11 protein-coding genes are annotated in these 19668 nt (G+C 70.4%); 7 read left to right on the top strand and 4 right to left on the bottom strand.

Annotated features, from left to right (window positions below):
- Positions 1-43: 43 nt before the first annotated feature.
- Complete coding sequence (locus tag ACIA6A_RS25785) at positions 44-553, top strand: hypothetical protein (RefSeq protein WP_396100421.1); 510 nt, start codon at positions 44-46, stop codon at positions 551-553.
- A gap of 159 nt (positions 554-712) precedes the next feature.
- Here the strand turns inward: ACIA6A_RS25785 and ppc are convergent, their stop codons facing one another.
- Positions 713-3508, bottom strand: a complete 2796-nt coding sequence (gene ppc / locus ACIA6A_RS25780) for a phosphoenolpyruvate carboxylase (RefSeq protein WP_396100420.1) — start codon at positions 3506-3508, stop codon at positions 713-715.
- Between the two features lie 170 nt (positions 3509-3678).
- Here ppc and ACIA6A_RS25775 point away from each other — a divergent pair, with 170 nt between their 5' ends.
- A complete protein-coding gene (locus ACIA6A_RS25775) occupies positions 3679-5253 on the top strand; it encodes a lysyl oxidase family protein (RefSeq protein ID WP_396100419.1) in 1575 nt (524 codons plus the stop codon).
- A 41-nt stretch (positions 5254-5294) separates the two neighbouring features.
- Here the strand turns inward: ACIA6A_RS25775 and ACIA6A_RS25770 are convergent, their stop codons facing one another.
- Genes ACIA6A_RS25770 through ACIA6A_RS25760 form a run of 3 tightly spaced genes read right to left on the bottom strand, consistent with a single transcriptional unit; the run spans position 5295 to position 10259 of the window.
- Positions 5295-6434, bottom strand: a complete 1140-nt coding sequence (locus tag ACIA6A_RS25770; protein WP_396100418.1) for a glycoside hydrolase family 6 protein — start codon at positions 6432-6434, stop codon at positions 5295-5297.
- Between the two features lie 22 nt (positions 6435-6456).
- Positions 6457-8409 carry a galactose oxidase-like domain-containing protein gene (locus ACIA6A_RS25765; RefSeq protein ID WP_396100417.1) on the bottom strand — a complete coding sequence of 651 codons (1953 nt, stop codon included), beginning with the start codon at positions 8407-8409 and terminating at the stop codon, positions 6457-6459.
- Positions 8406-10259, bottom strand: coding sequence for a glycosyltransferase family 2 protein (locus ACIA6A_RS25760; RefSeq protein WP_396100416.1), 1854 nt, complete (start codon positions 10257-10259; stop codon positions 8406-8408). Before ACIA6A_RS25760 ends, ACIA6A_RS25765 begins: the two co-directional genes overlap by 4 nt.
- 522 nt (positions 10260-10781) lie before the next feature.
- On the opposite strand from ACIA6A_RS25760, the gene mfd reads away from it, so the two are divergent.
- The 5 genes from mfd to ACIA6A_RS25735 all read left to right on the top strand — a co-directional run bounded on the left by mfd (position 10782) and on the right by ACIA6A_RS25735 (position 18963).
- Entirely contained in the window at positions 10782-14411 is a 3630-nt protein-coding gene (gene mfd / locus ACIA6A_RS25755; RefSeq protein ID WP_396100415.1) for a transcription-repair coupling factor, read from the top strand.
- A 13-nt stretch (positions 14412-14424) separates the two neighbouring features.
- Positions 14425-15213, top strand: coding sequence for a hypothetical protein (locus ACIA6A_RS25750; RefSeq protein ID WP_396100414.1), 789 nt, complete (start codon positions 14425-14427; stop codon positions 15211-15213).
- Complete coding sequence (locus tag ACIA6A_RS25745; RefSeq protein WP_396100413.1) at positions 15213-16178, top strand: MazG family protein; 966 nt, start codon at positions 15213-15215, stop codon at positions 16176-16178. Before ACIA6A_RS25750 ends, ACIA6A_RS25745 begins: the two co-directional genes overlap by 1 nt.
- Before the next feature lie 134 nt (positions 16179-16312).
- Positions 16313-17929 carry a DUF885 domain-containing protein gene (locus ACIA6A_RS25740; RefSeq protein ID WP_396100412.1) on the top strand — a complete coding sequence of 539 codons (1617 nt, stop codon included), beginning with the start codon at positions 16313-16315 and terminating at the stop codon, positions 17927-17929.
- Between the two features lie 2 nt (positions 17930-17931).
- Positions 17932-18963: an alpha/beta hydrolase gene (locus tag ACIA6A_RS25735; RefSeq protein ID WP_396100411.1), complete on the top strand. Its 1032-nt coding sequence runs from the start codon at positions 17932-17934 to the stop codon at positions 18961-18963.
- Positions 18964-19668: the final 705 nt, after the last annotated feature.

The following is a 19668-nucleotide window of genomic DNA, read 5'->3' as shown; positions in this document are numbered from 1 at the left end:
AGCCGCCGCCCGCGCGCCGCCCCGCTGAGGAGAGGAAGGCCCGGTGGAAGGAGCCGCGGAAGAAGAAGACCCGGGGGAAGAGGGCCCGGGGGAAGGCGCGGAAGAGGCCACTCCCGCGGCAGGCGCTCCGGCGGCAGGCGCGGTGGGTGATGACGCCGCGGAAGACGGCGAGGCGGCCGACGGTGCCGCAGCAGACGACGGCGCAGCAGAAGACGGCGCAGCAGAAGGCGGCGCGGCAGAAGACGGCGCGGAGGTGGGCGCGTCAGAGGTGGGCGCAGCAGAGGACGTGGTGGAAGCAGGCGCGGCCGGACCGGCGGAGGGCGAGGCTGCGGCGGACGCGCCGGAGGCGGCCTCACCCCGCGCCGCCGCGGAAAGCCCCGCCGCGGAAAGCCCCGCCGCGGAAAGCCCTGCCGCGGAAAGCCCTGCCGCGGAAAGTCCCGCCGCCGTCGCGGAGTCGGTTGTGGACTGTGTGGGCGATGGGCCCGCCCAGGCCGCTTGTGGCGTGGCGATGACCACGCACAGAGTTGTCAGGATCGCTGCCCGGGCAGCGTGAAACCGGCGCACGACGCCTCCCCGTGAGACCTCGCACCCGCGAGGCCCCAAGAGGATCGCATCAGGGTCTGTCACTTCTTGGCCGGGGGTCCACATAGTGGGAACAAGGCCGGGCACCCCATCGCTGGGATGCCCGGCCTTGTGGTGAATCAGGTGGAGATCAGCCGGTGTTGCGCATGCCGGCGGCGATGCCGTTGACCGTGGTCAGCAGCGCCCGTTCGAGGGCCGTGGAGTCCGACTGGGTGCGGCGGGCTCCCGGGGCGGTGGCCATCTGGCGGTCCGCGTCGCCGAGGTCGCGGTACTGCCGGAGCAGGGCCACCTGGAGGTGGTGCAGCGGCTCCAGGTACGTGTCGCGGACACCGAGCGTGCGGGACAGCTCCGGCTGCGACGACAGCAGCTGGTCGTGGCCGGTGATGGCGAGGATCTGCTCGACCGTCCGGGCGTATTCCTGCTCGATCGTGGTGAAGATCGGCCGCAGGCCCTCCGGGACCAGGGTCTCGACGTAGCGCCGGGCGATGCCGAGGTCGGTCTTGGCCAGCATCATCTCCACGTTGGAGATGAACGTGCGGAAGAACTGCCAGTTGGCGTACATCTCCCGCAGCACCTCGCCCTGCCCGGCCTCGCGGACCGCGGCCATGCCGGTCCCGACGCCGAACCAGCCCGGCACGATCTGGCGGGTCTGGGTCCAGCCGAACACCCACGGGATCGCGCGCAGGCCGCCGAGGCCGGCGTCGGTGTTGGGGCGCTTCGACGGGCGGGAGCCGATGTTGAGCGCGCCGAGCAGCTCGGTCGGGGTCGCCGCCCAGAAGTACGCCGGGAGGTCGGGGTTCTCGACCAGGGTGCGGTACTGCTTGAACGCCGCCGCCGAGGCCTGGTCCATGGCCTTGTCCCACTGGGCCAGGGAGTTCAGGTCGACCGCCGGTTCGGTGTGCAGCAGCGTCGCCTGCAGCACCGCCGCGACGGTCAGTTCGAGGTTTTCCCGGGCCAGGGCCGGCAGCGTGTACTTGTCGGAGATGACCTCGCCCTGCTCGGTGACCTTGATGGCGCCGTCGAGCGTGCCGTAGGGCTGGGCCAGGATCGCCTCGTGGGTGGGGCCGCCGCCGCGGCCGACCGTGCCGCCGCGGCCGTGGAACAGGCGCAGCCGCACACCGTGCCGGGCCGCCACGTCACGCAGCGAGCGCTGCGCCTTGTGGATCGACCACTGGCTGGTGGTGATGCCGGCTTCCTTGTTGCTGTCGGAGTAGCCGAGCATGACCTCCTGCAGGTCGCCGCGGGCGCGGACGATCTCGCGGTAGGCCGGCAGGGACAGCATCTCGTCGAGGAGCTCGCCACCGGCGTCCAGCTCGGCCGGGGTCTCCAGCAGCGGGACGATGCCGATCCGGGCCCGGGAGGTGTGGATGTCGATCAGGCCGGCCTCGCGGGCCAGGACCGCCGCCGCCAGCACGTCGTCCACCCCGAGGGTCATCGAGATGATGTACGACTCGATCACCTCGGAGCCGAAGCGGTCCTGCGAGTCGCGGATGGTGCCGAACACGTCGAACGTCTTGCGGGCCGAGTCGGTGAGCGGGGTGTCCGCCGAGGAGAGCGGGCGCCGGCCGGTCAGTTCGGTGGCCAGGAGCTTGGTGCGGTCCTCCCGGCTCAGCGAGGTGTATTCGCCGACCTCGCCGACCTGGGCGTACATCTGGGCCAGCACCTCATGGTGCTTCTCGGCGTGCTCACGCACGTCGAGGGTGGCCAGCTGCAGGCCGAACGCGGAGACCGTACGGATGGCGGACGCGACCGTGCCCACCGCGGTGAGCTGGCCGGAGTTGCGGGCCAGCGACGCGCGCATGAGCTCGAGGTCGGCGACCAGCTCGTCGGTGCCGAGGTAGTCGCGGCCGGATACGTGCGGGGTGCCGCGGCGCAGTCGTTCGCGGGTGTTGGCGAGCTTCGCCTTCACGCAGCGGACCTTGAGCCGGTAGGGCTCCTCGGCGTTGACCCGGCGGAAGCGCTCGGCCACCTCGGGCAGCGCGTCGAGGTCGGCGGCGAGGCTGGCGGACAGGTCGAGCGAGACCCCGCGCAGTCGGCGCGACACCGACAGCTCGTCGATCAGCGCGTTCATCGCCTTCTCGGTGGCCTGGATGCCGTGCTCGTGCTGGATCATCAGCACGTCGCGGGTGACCGCCGGGGTGACGAACGGGTTGCCGTCGCGGTCACCGCCGATCCAGGTGCCGAACGTCAGCGGCCGGGCGGTCGGGGCGGTCTCCACGCCGAGCTGGCGCAGCGTCTCGGCCAGGTCGTCGAGGACCTGCGGGGCGGCCTCGGCGTACAGGTCCTTGAGGTAGTAGACCGCGTTGCGGGCCTCGTCGGTCGGGTCCGGGCGGTCGAGGCGCAGCTCGTCGGTCTGCCAGAGCAGGTCGATCAGCTCGGCGAAGCGGCGGGTCGACGCGGTGGTGTCGGTCGCGCCGAACAGGACCGCGGCGCTGGCCTCGTGGTCGAGCGTGTCGGCGAGCTGGCGCAGCTTCGACAGGATCGAGCGGCGCGACGCCTCGGTGGGGTGCGCGGTGAACACCGGGCGCACGGCGAGCCGGCGGGCGGCGGCGGCGATCTCGTCGGCCGGCACGCCCTTCTCGGCGATGAGCTTGGCGGCCTGGTCGAGCCAGCCGCCGTTCTGGGCCCGGCGCCGGCGCAGGTCGCGGGAGCGGTGCACCTGCTCGGTGATGTTGGCCAGGTGGAAGTAGGTGGAGAACGCCCGGGCCAGCTTGGTGCCGGTGGTGACGTCCATGGTCGCGAGGCGCTCGGCGGCGGCCGGGGCGTCCGTACGCACCAGGGCGCGGACCTCCTCGACGAGGTCGAGCAGGGGCTTGCCCTCCTGCCGGGCGAGGGTCTGGCCGAGCAGGGTGCCGATCCGGCGGATGTCCGCGCGCAGGGCTGCGTCGGGACCGTCGGGGTCGAGGTGGCCGTGCTGGTCCGTCACTGGGGCACTCCTCTTGTCTTCAGGTGAGCTCCAGGACTGCGCTGTCCCGCCTCCGCGATCGTATCTGTAAGGCCTCCCACAAGGTTGCTTTGAGGTAAGTCTCATAGCCCCTTACGTCAGCTTTACGCGTTTTCGGTTTACCTGGGCGACACAGAACCTGGGGAGGAAATATGACAAGAAGGACCAAGATCCTTACTGCGAGCGCTGTCACCGCCACGCTGGCGTTGACGGCGGTCGGGGTCGGGGTCGCGAACGCGGCGACCGATCCGCCCCCGCTCGCGTTCACTCTGGCCACGCCGAACGTGACCGCCGAGCGCTACATCTACGACGGGAGCGCGTACCTGTATCTGGATCTCGGCGTGAACGTGATCGCCGGCAAGGACCCGCTCGAGATCCGGGCCACCCGCAAGTCGTACGCGGATCCGATCGTCGCCCAGCAGATGGTGGTCAAGAACGGCAGGAAGAAGGCGGTGAACCTGCCGGCCGGGATGGTCACCGACTGGTTCGGGCTCAAGGACTTCACCACCGTCACGTTCAAGGACGCGGCCGGCGCCGAGGTCACCAGCTTCGACACCGACTTCTGCCTCAACTCGTGGGACTCGGCGCGCACCCGCCGGGACGCACCGGCCGAGAACCCCTACCCGCGGTACTGCAACGGGGAGAACCCGTTCAACCTCGGCGCGGTCTGGGGCATCCAGGCCGGCTGGAACGGCACCACCGCCAGCACGCCGAACGACCGGGAGATCGACCTGCCGGCCGGGCAGTACACCGCGACGGTCACGCTGAACCCGAAATACCGGGACTTCTTCCAGGTCCCGGCCGCGGACGCCACTCAGACGATCAACCTCACGGTCGTCGACGTCATCGAGGACAAGCGTGGCGCGGCGGTGGCCGAGGCGCAGGTCAAGGCCGCCCGGGCCGGATCGAGGACGTCGCCGGAGACCGCGGTCGCCGAACACGGTGAGCACGGCGGCCAGGGCGACGCGAGCCAGCAGGTCTCGGCCTACAAGCCGGGCTTCCGGCCGCCGGCCAAGGCGCCGAAGGCGGTCGCGCGGACGGCCGTCGCCAAGGGCCCGCGTCCCGACCTGAAGTCGCTGCCCGCGTGGGGCATCTCGCTCTCGCAGGAGGACGGGAAGTCGTTCGTCGACTTCGGCGCGACGGTCTGGAACGCCGGCACGTCACCGCTGCTGGTCGACGGCTTCCGGCGCACCGGCACCGAGCTGATGGACGCCTACCAGTACTTCTTCGATGCGAACGGCAAGGAGGTCGGCTCGGTCGAGGCCGGCACGATGGAGTGGGACGCCCGCGAGGGGCACCGGCACTGGCACTTCACCGACTTCGCGCAGTACAACCTGCTCGCCGCCGACAAGAAGCTCGCCGTCCGCAGCGGCAAGGAGGCGTTCTGCCTGGCCAACACCGACGCGGTCGACTACACCATCCCGAACGCCAAGTGGCGCCCGGACAACACCGACCTGTCCAGCTCCTGCGGCCAGAACACCGCCGTCGCGGTCCGCGAGGTGCTCGACATCGGCAACGGTGACACGTACACCCAGGCCCGCCCGGGCCAGTCGTTCGAGATCACCGATCTGCCGAACGGCACCTACTACATCGAGGTCAAGGCCAACCCGTCCAACAAGCTGACCGAGCTCAGCACGGCCAACAACACGGCGCTTCGCGAGATCAAGCTCGGGGGTACGCCCTCAGAGCGCACCCTCGAGGTCCCGTCGGTCAACGGACTCGACTAAGCAGAGTCTTCCCGCAGCGGAAAACTGAGGTTTAAGAACTATTACCGGGCGAGTTCGAGGGCGTAGTCGGCCCACCACTGGCCGGCTGCCGGCGCACCGTTCCCGCAGGCGCCGTCGGACTCGCCCGGCCTCTTGATCCACAGGTACGCGTCGACGAGGTCGTTGCCCGTACCCGTCGTCGGCAGGTCGCCCAGTTTGCGCCCGGCGGGGTTGCACCAGTGCTCGTTGCCCTGAGGCCCCTGGGCGGCCGGCCCGTTGCCGTTACGACTGGTGTCCACCACGAACTTCGTGCCGCTCAGCTGCCCGGACAGCGCCGTGCCGTACGTGACGTTGGACTGCGTCGTCTCGAAGTTCGCCACGTTGAGCGTGAAGCCGTTGCCCTGCTCGATCCCGGCCAGCCGCAGGGCCGCCGCGAGCTGGGCGGTGTCGGTGATCCAGGTCGGGTTGCCGGCGTCCAGGTACACCCGGGTGCCGGCGTTGGCCTTGAGCGTGCTCACCGCGTACGAGAGCAGGTCGTAGCGTTGGCTCTTGCGGTCCTCGTCGAGGCAGCCCTGCACCGCCTGGGCGACCGCGTCGGGTTCGAGGACCACCAGCGATTCGCGTCCTTTGAGCGCCCCGGCCATGGCCGAGATCCACGACTTGTACTCGTCACCGCTCGCCGCCCCGCCCGCGGACTGCCCGGAGCAGTCGCGGTGCGGGATGTTGTACAGCGTGAGGATCGGCAGCTTGCCGGCCTTGCCCGCGTTGGTGACCAGGGTCCGGGCCCGGCTCGCCCCGCCGGGGGACGAGTCGGCGAACCACGTCGCGACCGGCCGGTTCGCGATCTTCTCGATGAGCGCCGCGTCCGCCGCCCGCCCGGCCGCCTTGTAGTCCTTGACCTGCTTCGCCGCCGCGCCCGTCGGGTCGACGTAGAGCGCTTTGCTCCTCGGCGCGGGAGGAGTCGTGGTCGGGGCGGGCGGGGCGGAGGTCGTCGAGGCGGCCGGTGCGATCGAGGAGATCGACGGCGCCGGTGGGGGAGGGCCGCTGCTGCCGGTGGCGCTCACGACGGGGACCGGCGCGGCGGCCGGCTCCTCGTCGCGGCCGAAGGCGACGAGGCCCACCCCCACGGCGACCGCGAAGACCGCGGCCGCCGCCAGGAGCACCCGGTGACGGATCCGGACCGGCCGCGCGTGGCGCACCACCTCTCGGGCGTGGCGTACCAAATCAGGCCACCTGGACCCAGCGGGCCACCGACGGTATGCCCTTGTCGTCCATCAGGAACAGCATGTACCAGCCGGACGGCACCAAGCCCCGCGTCTTGGGGACGGTCAGGCCCAGCGTCTCCCCGCCCTTGGGGGTGATGTCCAGCGCCACCGAGCGCTGGTCGACGTCGAGGACGTGGGTGACCGCGCTCGGCCGCACCAGGCGCGCCTTGCTGATCCGGCCGGCGTCGGGGCTGGTGAAGTCGACGGTGGTGCCGCGCTTGACCTGCTCCGGGCCGCCGCTGATGGTCGGCCGGGCGCCCTGGAACAGGTACGGCGGCGAGTACACCTCGATGCGCTTCTCGAACGTGCCCGGACCCTTGCCCGACTCGTCGTACAGCGGGTCGCTGCCCATGGTCACGACGCGGCCGTCCGGGAGCAGGATCGCCTCCGAGTGGTAGTTGCGTCCCACAGTGGACTCGGCCGCGGTCTCGAACACGTTCTGGCCCGGCTGGTAGATCTGCGAGTTGAACAGGTCGCTGCGGGTCTGGTCGCCGTGCTTGCCACCGCGGTACCCGGACGAGCCGCCGGTGGTGAAAACGGTGTCGTCGGGCAGCAGCACGGCGTTCAGGTACCGCGCCGGCGCCGGCAGGTCGGGGCCCGGCTGGTAGCTCGGCGTCTTCTCGGTCAGGTCGATGATGTCGGTGCGTTTGGTGGAGACCTCGGACTCGCCGACCCCGCCGCCACCGAAGATCATCACGCGCTGGTCCTGGGCCGGCGCGAGCAGCACCGACGAGCTGGTCTCGGTCAGCGTCGGCTCCCGCAGGCCGTCCACCTCGGTGAACTTGTTGTTGCGGACATTCCAGATCCCGGGGGTACGCCCGACCGTGTCCGATCCGTAGCCCGCGTTCGAGCCGGAGTAGAACAGGTTGCCGTCGGCCATCATGTGGAACGACGGGTACGTGGGGAACGTGCGCTGCAGCTCGGGCGCGTCGACCCACTTCTTCGTCGACGCGATGTACTTCTCGTTGTCGCCCGGGATGATCCGGCCGAACTCGTCGAGCCCGGAGACCGCGAGCACGTCACCGTTGGGCAGCTCGGCCAGCGTCGGGTACCACCGGTTCTCCACCATGTCGCCGACCTTGACGTACTTCTCGGTGACCGGGTCGAACTCGTAGGACGTGTTGTCCCCGGCGTACTCCTGCTTCTCGTGGGTGATCTTGTCGGAGACGCCGTAGATGTTCTGCTTGTTCGTACCGGTCAGGCCCTCGACCGTGTACTGCTGCGGCGTCTCGACGACCGGCCCGTCGCCCTTGTCCACCGCGTCGACGAACACCTCGACCTCGGCGGCGTGGGTCATCACGATCTCGCCGTGCTTCATCGTCGTGGCCTTGCCCAGCACCACGTCGTCGCGGGTCTTGTAGACCTTGCCGGACTTCGACACGAGCTTCGTGCCCTTGGCGAACGTGTGCGGGCCGTTGGCGGCCGACTCGTTCTTGAGCTTCATGACGCCGTACGCGTGCTCGATGTCCTCGGGCAGCACCTCGTAGTCCTTGGTGCCACCGGCGATCAGCAGATTGCCGTTGGGCAGGAACGTGTGCCCGGCGCAGAACACGTCGGTCGGCGTCTCGACGTCCTTGAACTCGTCCGTGGCCGGGTCGTAGATGATCGTCCGGAACGTGCCGGCCTCGAACGCGTCGCGGTTGTTGCCGCTGCCCGCGATGATCAGCAGCTTGCCGGTGTTGAGCATCGCCGCGTGGATCGCGTTGACCTTGAAGTCCTGCGGGACCGGCAGGTTCGCCCAGTGGCCGTACTGCTCCTTGTAGGACTGCCGGTTGATGGTGAACTCGTGGTAGGCCTCGGACGCGGCGGCCACCATCGGCCGGTTCACCACGACGACGATGCTCAGTACGGTCAGTCCGACCAGACCACTCGCGAACTTGCGGGCAAGAGAGGGGCGGGTACGAGGCTTCATGCGTACGTCTTCTCCATCGTCTTCGGGTCCAGGATGCGCTTGCGGCGGTTCTTGTGGGTCCGGGCGTGGGCCTTCTGCACCTGCCAGACGATCAGCGGCAGCAGACAGATCACGAGGTTGAGCGAGGGCCAGAGCCACATCGCGCCGTCCACGTGGCCGAGGAACGGCGACGCGATCAGCAGCGCGGCGTAGAAAACGGCCCAGGACAGGCTGTGCCGGAAGGTCAAGACCCGGTCCGGGCTCATGGCGTCGCCCTTGGGTGTCACCACGAAGCCGGCCTTGCGCCCGAGCAGGGCACCGAAGAACGACGAGACGTACAGCGGCGTGGACAGCGTGGAGACGAGCATGCCCGGCAGGCCCGAGGAGCCCTCGTCCTCGTGCGGGCTGACGTTGTGCCGCCGGTTGAACAGGTACAGCCCGATCTGGAACAGCGCGGCGTCGACATACAGCATCAGCCACACCTCCTGCGGCACCTGGACACCCTTGGCCCCGAGGACCAGGTAGCAGGCGGCGACGAGCGCGCCGAGCACCCAGGCGAGCGCGGTCAGCGGGTAGTACGACATCAGCAGCACGTAGTGCAGAGCCCGGCCGACACCGAGCTTCCAGCCGATCTTGCCGAACTTGCGGACCACGACCTCGTCGGTGCCGCGCGACCAGCGGTGCTGCTGCGAGAAGTAGTCGGTCCAGCTCGACGGGCCCTCGCCCACGGCCAGCACGTCGGGGGTGTAGACCGAGCGCCAGCGCTTGCCGGTCTCCGGGTTGTTGGTGCTGTGCACGACGAGGCTGGTCGCCATGTCCTCGGTGATCGAGTCCTGCAGGCCACCGATGCTGCGCATGGCCGAGATGCGGACCGCGTTGTTCGTGCCGACCAGCATCGCGATGCCGCGCTTGTTGCCGGCGCGCTGCAGCAGCGAGTGGAAGAGGTACTGCTGTGACTCGGCCCAGCGGGTCACCACGCTGTCGTAGTTGCCGTACACCTGCGGGCCGACGACGAACGCCACGTCCGGGTCGTCGAAGTAGCCGAGCAGCCGCTCGCAGAAGTTCGGCTGCGGCACGTGGTCCGGGTCGACCGAGACGAACACGTCGTACGAGTCGCCGTGCCGGTGCATCCACGAGTTGTAGTTGCCGTGCTTGGTCTTCGCCTTCATCGCGCCGGCCGGGGTGTTGTACTGCGGCATCCCGCGGCGGGTGTAGTGCCGCACACCGATGCGCCGGCACATCTGCTTGACCTCGGGGTCGTCGCCCTCGTCGAGCAACCACACGTCGTACGGTCCGGGGTGGCGGATCTTCGTGGCCGCGACCAGCGTGGTCTCCACCATCTCCAGCGGTTCCTTGCCGGGCACGATGGTGGTCAGGAACGCCACCCGCAGGTTGGCGTCCGGGACCACCGGCACCGGGTCCCGCGCCCAGATCGTCGCCAGGCACAGGGTGACGACGTTGACGAGGCGGAAGAGCTCGATCAGGCAGGTCGCCGCGATCATGAAGATGGTGGCGCCGAAGACGAGCGGCCGCAGGTCCGGGTCGGGCAGTTCGATCGAGGAGAGCAGCCAGCCGAAGAACGTCGACTCGAACGCGAACGCGAACAGGGTGATGAACACGGTGGCGATCGGGCGCCGCCGGGCCAGCGGTTTCATTTTCACCCGGTACGGCTCGTCGCCGCGGTTCGCCGGCAGCTCGGCCGGGCCGGCCAGCACGCTGTAGGCGCTGTAGCTGAACCGGAACGGAAGGATGTCGGTGCGGTCGTTGCCGCCGCTCATGCTCTCCATGTCGAGCCGGGCGCGGGGCGCCGGGATCACCCTGGTCTCGTCCAGGTTCTCCTGCTCGGGTGGTGGGGACTGAGCGACGCTCATAATTTCCTTCCTGAGAACGTGCGTGACGTATCGTGACGAAGATCAAAGACCTTCATCATGGTGACTATTTGTGCATGTGGATCTACTTAAGCTTCGCCTGAGCTGCGCTTATGCCGTGGCCAAGGAACTACCGAAGGTGGCAGGCGTAGATTGCAGAACGGTGAACGAGCCCGCTTAGGTTCTCGTGGGAGCGATTCCACATAACGCTGAGTAGTGTTTGTCGTCCGTCTATGTCCGACATGTCGCGTCAGGTGGGCAGGGATCGGAACGGTACGTTCGGTTGATCCACCGGCTCCCAGAATTTGGGATGTGAAACGGTTTCGCCAGGTCAAACCGCACATTGCCTCCCCAGACAATCCCCTGCGACGATCAGGCAGTCTTGTTTAGCCTTTTCGTCCCATGTCGGACGTGGTGTCCGATCACGGTCCCGCGGTCCGCCGCCGTTCGGCGGACTAAGCTGGACGCACCCCCCGTCCAACTGGCGTCGGGGTATTTCGATGTGTCTTCGAGGGAATCTTTTTCATGCAACTCAGTGGCCTCATCCCGGCCGCCCTGCGTGACCGGGGGCTCGCCCGAGCTCGTGACCTGGCCCGCAAGGGCGGCGTGGACTCCGACGCCCTCGACCTGACCGCCCCCGCCGCGCTCCGGCCGTTCGTGGTGGCAGTCGTCGCCGCGACCGCCGACGCCGGTGGCGCCGGCCGTCCGGTGCTGGCCGTGACCGCTACCAGCCGCGAGGCCGACGACCTGGCCGACGCGCTCGGCTGCCTGCTCCCGGCCGCCCGGGTGGCCGTCTACCCCTCGTGGGAGACGCTGCCGCACGAGCGGCTCTCGCCCCGCTCCGACACCGTCGGGCGCCGGCTCGCCGTGCTGCGCCACCTCGCCCATCCCGCCGAGACCGGCGCGGAACCGCTGCAGGTCGTCGTGGCGCCGGTGCGCTCCCTGCTCCAGCCACAGCTCAAGGGCCTCGGCGACCTCGAGCCGGTCGAGCTGCGCCCCGGTGGCGCCGCGGAGCTGGACGACGTCTCGCGCCGGCTCTCCGACATGGCCTACGCCCGCGTCGACCTCGTCACCAAGCGCGGCGAGTTCGCGGTGCGCGGCGGCATCCTCGACGTCTTCCCGCCCACCGACGAGCACCCGTCGCGGGTCGAGTTCTGGGGCGACGAGGTGGAGGAGATCCGTACCTTCGCCGTCGCCGACCAGCGCACCATCGACCCGGTCCAGCGGCTCTGGGCCCCGCCGTGCCGCGAGCTGCTGCTCACCCCGGAGGTCCGCGCCCGCGCCGCCGAGCTGGCCGCCGATCACCCGGAGATCGGCGAGATCCTGGACAAGCTCGCCGAGGGCATCCCGGTCGAGGGCATGGAGTCGCTGGCCCCGGCGCTGCTGCGGGGCACCGACAGCATGGAACTGCTGCTCGACTGCATGCCGGCCGGCACCCACGTCCTGCTCTGCGACCCCGAGCGGATCCGGACCCGGGCGCACGACCTCACCCGTACCTCCGATGAGTTCCTCGAGGCCAGCTGGGCCGCGGCCGCCGTCGGTGGCCAGGCCCCGATCGACGTCGGCGCCGCCGCGTTCAAGACCCTCGCCGATGTCCGCTCGCACGCCGCCACCCTGCGTCAGCCGTGGTGGACGCTGTCCCCGTTCGGCCTGTCTCCCGACGCAGAAGAATCCCTTCCGTGGGAGGACCCCGCTGCCGTCGAGGTCGCGCCGGACACCGGGGACGCGGTCACGCTGCACGCCCAGGCCGTGCCGCTCTATCACGGCGACACCGCGAAACTCGCCGCCGACCTGCGGCAGTGGTCCACCGACGGCTGGGCGATCGCGCTGGTCTTCGAGGGCCACGGCACCGCCCAGCGCGCCACCGAGCTGCTGCGCGACGCCGGTCTGGGGATCACCCCGGTCGACGCGATCCCCACGGCCGTCGAGCCCGGGCAACTCCTGATCACCCGCGGCGGGCTCAACCACGGCTTCGTCGACGAGACCGCCAAACTCGCCGTCATCACCGGCAACGACATCTCCGGCGGCCGGGGCACGTCCACCAAGGACATGCGCAAGATGCCCAGCCGGCGGCGCAACACGATCGACCCGCTGGAGCTCAAGACCGGCGACCACGTGGTGCACGAGCAGCACGGCATCGGCCGCTACGTCGAGCTGGTCCAGCGCAAGGTCAACGGCGCGGACCGCGAATACCTCGTCATTGAGTACGCCCCCAGCAAGCGCGGACAGCCCGGCGACCGGCTCTTCGTCCCCACCGACCAGCTCGACCAGCTGTCGCGCTACGTCGGCGGGGAGGCGCCCACCCTGCACAAGATGGGCGGCTCCGAGTGGCAGAAGAGCAAGGCCCGCGCCCGCAAGGCGGTCCGCGAGATCGCCGCCCAGCTCATCCAGCTGTACGCGGCCCGGCAGGCGTCGAAGGGCCACGCGTTCGGCCCGGACACCCCCTGGCAGCGGGAGCTGGAGGACGCGTTCCCGTACACCGAGACGCCGGACCAGATGTCGGCGATCATCGAGGTCAAGCACGACATGGAGCTGGCCGTCCCGATGGACCGGCTGATCTGCGGCGACGTCGGCTACGGCAAGACCGAGATCGCGGTCCGGGCGGCGTTCAAGGCGGTCCAGGACGGCAAGCAGGTCGCCGTGCTCGTCCCGACCACCCTGCTCGCCCAGCAGCACTTCAACACGTTCACCGAGCGGATGGGCCAGTTCCCGGTGACGATCAAGCAGCTGTCGCGGTTCCAGACCCCGAAGGAAGCGGCCCAGACGCTCGAGGACGCCGCCGCCGGCACCGCGGACATCGTCATCGGTACGCATCGTCTGCTCGCCGCCGCGACCCGCTTCAAGAACCTCGGCATGGTGATCGTCGACGAGGAGCAGCGCTTCGGCGTGGAGCACAAGGAGCAGCTCAAGACGCTGCGTGCCTCCGTCGACGTGCTGACCATGTCGGCCACCCCGATCCCGCGGACCCTCGAGATGGCGATCACCGGCATCCGGGAGATGTCCACGATCGCGACCCCGCCGGAGGAGCGCCACCCGGTCCTCACGTTCGTCGGTGCCCAGGACGACCGGCAGGTCGCCGCGTCCATCCACCGCGAGCTGCTGCGCGACGGCCAGGTCTTCTACCTGCACAACCGGGTGGAGTCGATCGACCGCGCCGCCAAGAAGCTGCGTGACCTGGTCCCCGAGGCCCGGGTCGCGGTCGCGCACGGGCAGATGAGCGAGGAACAGCTCGAGAAGGTCATGGTCGGCTTCTGGGAGAAGGAGTACGACGTCCTGGTCTGCACGACGATCGTGGAGTCCGGCATCGACATCCCCAACGCCAACACGCTGATCGTCGAGCGGGCCGACCTGCTCGGCCTCTCCCAGCTGCACCAGATCCGGGGCCGGGTCGGCCGGGGCCGGGAACGCGCGTACGCGTACTTCCTCTATCCCCGCGAGAAGCCGCTGACCGAGACCGCGCACGAGCGGCTGGCGACGATCGCCCAGCACACCGAGCTCGGCGCCGGCATGTACGTCGCGATGAAGGACCTCGAGATCCGCGGCGCCGGCAACCTGCTCGGCGGCGAGCAGTCCGGCCACATCGAAGGGGTCGGCTTCGACCTGTACGTGCGGATGGTCGGTGAAGCCGTGAGCGCGTTCAAGGGCGAGCGGCCCGAGGAGGAGACCGAGGTCAAGGTCGACCTGCCGATCGACGCGCACCTGCCCACCGAGTACATCTCCGTCGAGCGGTTGCGCCTCGAGATGTATCGCAAGCTCGCCGAGGCCCGCGACGGCGCCCGCCTCGACGAGGTCGTCGCGGAGATGACCGACCGGTACGGCGAGCCGCCCACCCAGGTCGCCAACCTCATCGCGGTCGCCCGGTTCCGGCTGGTGGCCCGCGCGTACGGCCTGTCCGACGTCTCGGTGCAGGGCAAGCACCTGCGCTTCTCCCCGCTGCCGCTGCCGGATTCCAAGCAGATGCGGCTCAAGCGCTACCACCCCGACTCCGTCTACAAGTCGGTCAACGACCAGGTCAGCGTGCCCCGCCCGAGCACCCGCCGGGTCGGTGGCGAACCGTTGCGGGACCTGGCACTGCTGCAGTGGTGCACCCAACTGCTCAAAGACGTGCTCGGCGACATCCCGGCCCCGGTGTCGTCGGTCACATCCAAGGCGTGAGAGAGTCGTGACCATGCGCCGTGCCAGCCGTCTCGCATCCACCGTCGTCGTTGCCGCGCTCGCCGTGGCCGGGCTCTCCGCGTGCCGGCAGTCGCCGGACGTCGCCGCGTACATCGGCGACGAGACCATCACCGAATCCCGCATCCAGGGCATCTACGACCAGGTCAAGGACGAGCTGACCACGGCGCGGGCGCAGGCTCAGGCGGCCGGCGAGGCCAACGGCGCCTCGTCCGAGGCCGCCGCCCCGCTCACCATGCCGATCAAGCAGCAGGACGTGCTCAACACGCTGCTCAGCATCGACGTGCTGCGCAAGGCAGCCGCCGCGAAGGGGGTCCAGCCCGCCGCGGAGCCCACCGTGGAACAGGTCGCCCAGGCCCGCAACCTGTCGCCGGCCTGGGAATACACCACCCTGTTCACCGAGACCTACCGGCTGCGCTCCGCCCTGCAGGCCAAGGTGACCCCGGCGACGCTGACCGAGGACGACCTGCGCGACGTCCACCGGCGACTGATCGCCGGCGGCGGCGCCGACCCGGCCACCTCGTTCGAGGACTTCTCGACCACGCTCTCGCCCGAGAACAAGACGCTGCTCGAGACGTACGTGGCCCTGCGCAACGACCTGCAGAAGATCGTGGCCGACGAGAAGGTCAAACTGAACCCGCGCTTCGGCGACCAGGAGGTCACCCTGCTGTCCGCCCAGTCCGCCGACGGCAAGGACGTCCCGCTGGTCTCGGTCACCTTCGCCGGCGACGCAGACGAGGCCCCGTACGTCACCGACGTGTCCGCCGTGACTACCGTGGCCTGATGACCCCGCCCGGCCGCATCGTCCTGCTGGTCACCTCGCCCCGGCTGCCGGCCGGCCTGCTCACCGCGACGGCCTGGGACGCCCTGCGGGCCGGCCCGGTCTTCACCGCCGCGGAGAGCGACCAGGCCGAGGCGCTGCGCCTGTCCGGCGTGCAGGTCACGGTGGCCCCCGCCGACCCCGAGCTGCTGATCACCGCCCTGCCCACGTCCGGCACGGTGGTCTGGCTGGCCGGCGCGACCGGCGACGAGGACTTCGCCCGGCGCCTCGGGCTGCGGCTCGCCCGCGAACCCGCCCTCGCCGAACTCGAGCTCTGCTACGGCTCCTGGGACCCACCCGGCGCCCGCCTCCTGGACGCGGTGGCCGTCATGGACCGCCTCGCCTCACCCGGCGGCGACCCGTGGAAGCAGCAGCAGACCCACGAGAGCCTCGCGCAATATCTGCTCGAGGAAAGCTACGAGGCGTACGACGCGATCGCCGACAACGACCTCGACGCCCTCCGCGAAGAACTCGGCGACGTCCTCCTGCAGGTGGTCCTGCACGCCCGCCTGGCCGAGAACCTCCCCGAGGACGAACGCTGGACCATCGACGACGTGGCCGGCACACTCGTGGACAAGATGGTGCGCCGCAACCCCCACGTCTTCGCCGGTGAGGCTGTCGACGGCGTCGAGGACATCATCGACAATTGGGAACGCATTAAAAAGGCGGAAAAAGGCCGCGAATCGGTCCTGGATGGCATCGCCCTCAGCCAGCCCGCCCTGGCCCTGGCCGCAAAAATCCTCCACCGGACCACCCGAGCCGGCCTCGACGTCCCCCTGCCCGAGGGCCCTGACCTCGGCGCCACATTGCTGCGGCTGGTAGCCCAGGCCCAGGCCGACGGCCAGGACGCCGAGGCCCTCCTGCGCGCGGCAGCCCTCCACCACGCAGCCACCATCAGAGCCGCGGAAAGCCGGCCCCCCACCTCATAACCCGGGCCTGGCCTTCGCGGTGCTTGCTTTCGGTGCATTGCCTTCCGCCGCACTGCCTTTCGGTGCACTGCCTTCCGCCGCGCCGGGTTCTGCCGCTTCGGCTTTTGTCGCACCCCCCGAGTAAGTTTTTCCCCATGCCGGAGTTCGTTCCCCTCGCCGAAAACATCGTCGACGCCATCCTCGAGAGCGATCCCGGGCTGGCGTCCTCCGCGGGCGATCACCGATATGACGACCGGTTGCCCGACCTGTCGCCGGGCGCCGTCACCGAGCGGGTGACCATGCTGCGCGACGCGGCCGACGCGCTCTCCGGCATCGACCCGGACACGTTCGACCAGCAGGACCAGGTCGATCACGCGATCCTGTCCGCGGTCGTCGAGCGCGGCATCTTCGAGCTCACCGACGTGCGCGAGCACGAGTGGAATCCGCTCGGGCACAACCCGGGCCCCCTGCTGCACATGCTCATGGCCCGCTCCTTCGCCCCGGCGGATGAGCGCCTGACCAGCATCGGCGGCCGTCTGGAGGCGATCCCGGACGCGCTGGCCACCGCCCGCGCGGTCCTTCGCGACATGCCCCGGCTGCACGCCGAGGTCGCCCGCGGCCAGTTCGCCGGCACCGCCGCCCTGATCCGCGACCAGCTACCCGTGCTCACCGCCGAGGCGCCGGGCCTGCGCCCCACGATCGAGCCCGCCGCGGCCGCCGCCCTGGCCGCACTGGGCGAGTTCGACGGCTGGCTCAAGGCTCGCCTCGACAGCGCGGAGCCCGGCCGCGACCCCCGGCTCGGCCGCCCGCTCTGGGAGGCCCGCCTCTGGCACACCCTCGACACCGAGCTGCCGGCCGCCGAGATCCTCACCCGGGCCCGCCGCAACCTCGACGAGGTCGCCACCCGGTTGAGAGAGGCCTCGGCCGAGCTGGTCGGCGGCCCGGCCACCGACGAGACCGTGCGGCAGGCCCTCGCCACCCTCGCCGCCGAGCATCCCGACGACGCCACGATCGTCGACCTGGCCAAGGTGACCATGGCCGAGGCCACCGACTTCGTCCGCGACCACGCCCTGATGACCCTGCTCGACGACCGGTGCGTCATCGAGGAGATGCCGGAGTTCGCCCGCGGCGTCGCCGTCGCCTACTGCGACCCGCCCGGCCCGCTGGAGACCGCCGACGTCCCCACGTTCTACTGCATCGCCCCGGCACCGTCCGACTGGTCCGCGGCCCGCGTCGAGTCGCTCTACCGCGAATACAACAACCACATGCTGCGCAACCTGACCGTCCACGAAGCCATGCCGGGCCACTTCCTCCAGCTCGCCCACTCCCGCCGCTTCCGGGCCGGCACCCGGGTCCGCGCCCTCGGCTTCTCCGGCCCGTTCGTCGAGGGCTGGGCCGTCTACGCCGAGGAGCTGATGGCCGGCCTCGGCTTCGGTGGCCTCCCGATCCGGTTGCAGCAGCTCAAGATGCAGCTCCGGATGACTCTCAACGCCATCCTCGACCAGCTGGTCCACTGCGAGGATCTTCCGGAGCACGAGGCGATGGCCATGATGACCGGCCTCGGCTTCCAGGAGGAGGGCGAAGCGGCCGGGAAATGGAAGCGGGCGCTGCTGACCTCCACCCAGCTCTCCACCTACTTCGTCGGCTACACCGAGATCGCCGGGATCGCCGCGGCCCGCCCGTTCGGAGCCACCCCCAAGGCCTGGCACGACGCGATGCTGGCCCACGGCTCACCCCCGCCCCGCCACCTTCGCTTCCTCCTCGGGGTCTGACCATGCCGACACCGTCGTCCACCCCCACGTTCCAGCACAGCCAGGTCCCGGTGCGCGGGTCTTCCCTGCACGTCGTGGAAGCGGGCCCGAAAGACGGCCCGGCCTACCTCCTGCTGCACGGCTGGCCGCAATCATGGTTCGCCTGGCGCGGTGTGATGGCCGCGGGTGCCGAGGCCGGCGCCCGGATGATCGCCGTCGACCTGCCCGGCATCGGAGAATCGACGGGCGACCCCACCGACGGCTCGAAATCGGCCCTCGCCGCGGTCATCCTCGACCTGGTCCCGGCCCTGGGCCTCGACCGCCCGGTCCTGGTCGGCCACGACTGCGGCGGCATGATCGCCTGGGCCTGCCTCCAGGCCGGCGCGGTCCCGATCACCGCCGGCCTGTCCCCGGCCGACCTGCTCGGCACCGAGCCACCCGCGGACCCCACACCGGCCGGCCTGTCCCCAGCCGGCCTCCTCGGCACCGAACCACCCGCCGACACCCCGGCCCCCGCCAACACGACACCCCCCGAGCCGGCAACCGCGGAACCCGGCCCTTTCCGGCGGGTCGTGATCATGGACACGGTCGTGCCGGGGCTGGAACCCTGGGACGAGGTGGTCGCCAGGCCGTACGTCTGGCATTTCGCGTTCCACGCGATCCCAGGCCTCCCGGAGACCATGGTCGCGGGCCGCGAACGTCCCTATTTCGACTATTTCTTCGACGTCCTGAGCCCCGACCCGGCCCGGATCCCCGAGGAAGCACGCGCCGCGGCGGTGGCGGCCTACCAGCGCCCCGAGTCCCTCGCCGCCGGATTTTCCTGGTATCAAAAGCTTTCCGAGGACGCGGCCGCGGCCACCACGTCGGGGCAGCGCATCGACACGCCGTTGCGCTACCTGCGAGGCGGGAACGATGACGGCGAGCTGACGCCCTACCTCGAAGGGTTCCGGAGGGCCGGGGTCGCGGATGTCCAGGGTGCCCTGATCCCGGGCGCCGGACACTTCAGCCCGGAGGAAGACCCAGCCGCGGTCTGGGCCGAGGCGAGCGGCGAGTAGCCCAGCCGGCAGGGCTTTCAGCGACCGGTCGTCCAGCGGGCTCGAGGCTTTTCAGGACCGCTCGGCCGGCGGTGCCGGGGCTTTTAGCGACCGCTCGGCCAGCGGTGCCGGGGCTTTCAGCGATCGCTCGGCCAGCGGGGTCGGGGCCCTCAATGACCGGTCGGCCAGCGGGGTCGGGGCCACGGCAGTTGGTCAGCCCCCAGCGGCCGGTCAGCTGAGCGGTCAGCCCCCAGCGGCCGGTCGGCTGAGCGGTCGGCCCTCGGCGGCCGGTTGGCCCCTCGGGGGCCGGTCTGCCGGCCGGTAGACCGGTCAGGCAGAGCCTGGCCGGATAGCTAGCCGCGTCCACACAATGTGGGTGGAGCAGTTGCCCGGTCGAGAAGCCGGTGGTGCTGATCAGCGGCTTCCGGGGCTACTTCCGTGCTCACAGGCGGGCCGGGCCGTGCCAGGCAGCGGGCCAAGGGCGGTAGGCAAGCTGGTCGGGGCAGCGGGGCAGCGGGGCAGCGGGGCAGCGGGGCAGCGGGGCAGCGGGGCAGCGGGGCAGCAGGGCAGCAGGGCAGCAGGGCAGCAGGGCAGCAGGGCAGCAGGGCAGCAGGGCAGCAGGGCAGCAGGGCAGCGAGGCAGCGAGGCAGCGAGGCAGCGAGGCAGCGAGGCAGCGAGGCAGCGAGGCAGCGAGGCAGCGAGGCAGCGAGGCAGCGAGGCAGCGAG

Source organism: Actinoplanes sp. NPDC051494 (genome assembly GCF_044454705.1).
In the GTDB taxonomy this organism is placed as follows: domain Bacteria; phylum Actinomycetota; class Actinomycetes; order Mycobacteriales; family Micromonosporaceae; genus Actinoplanes.
The sequence above is the reverse complement of the archived record's forward strand: the minus strand, read 5'-3'. Positions and strand labels throughout refer to the sequence as shown.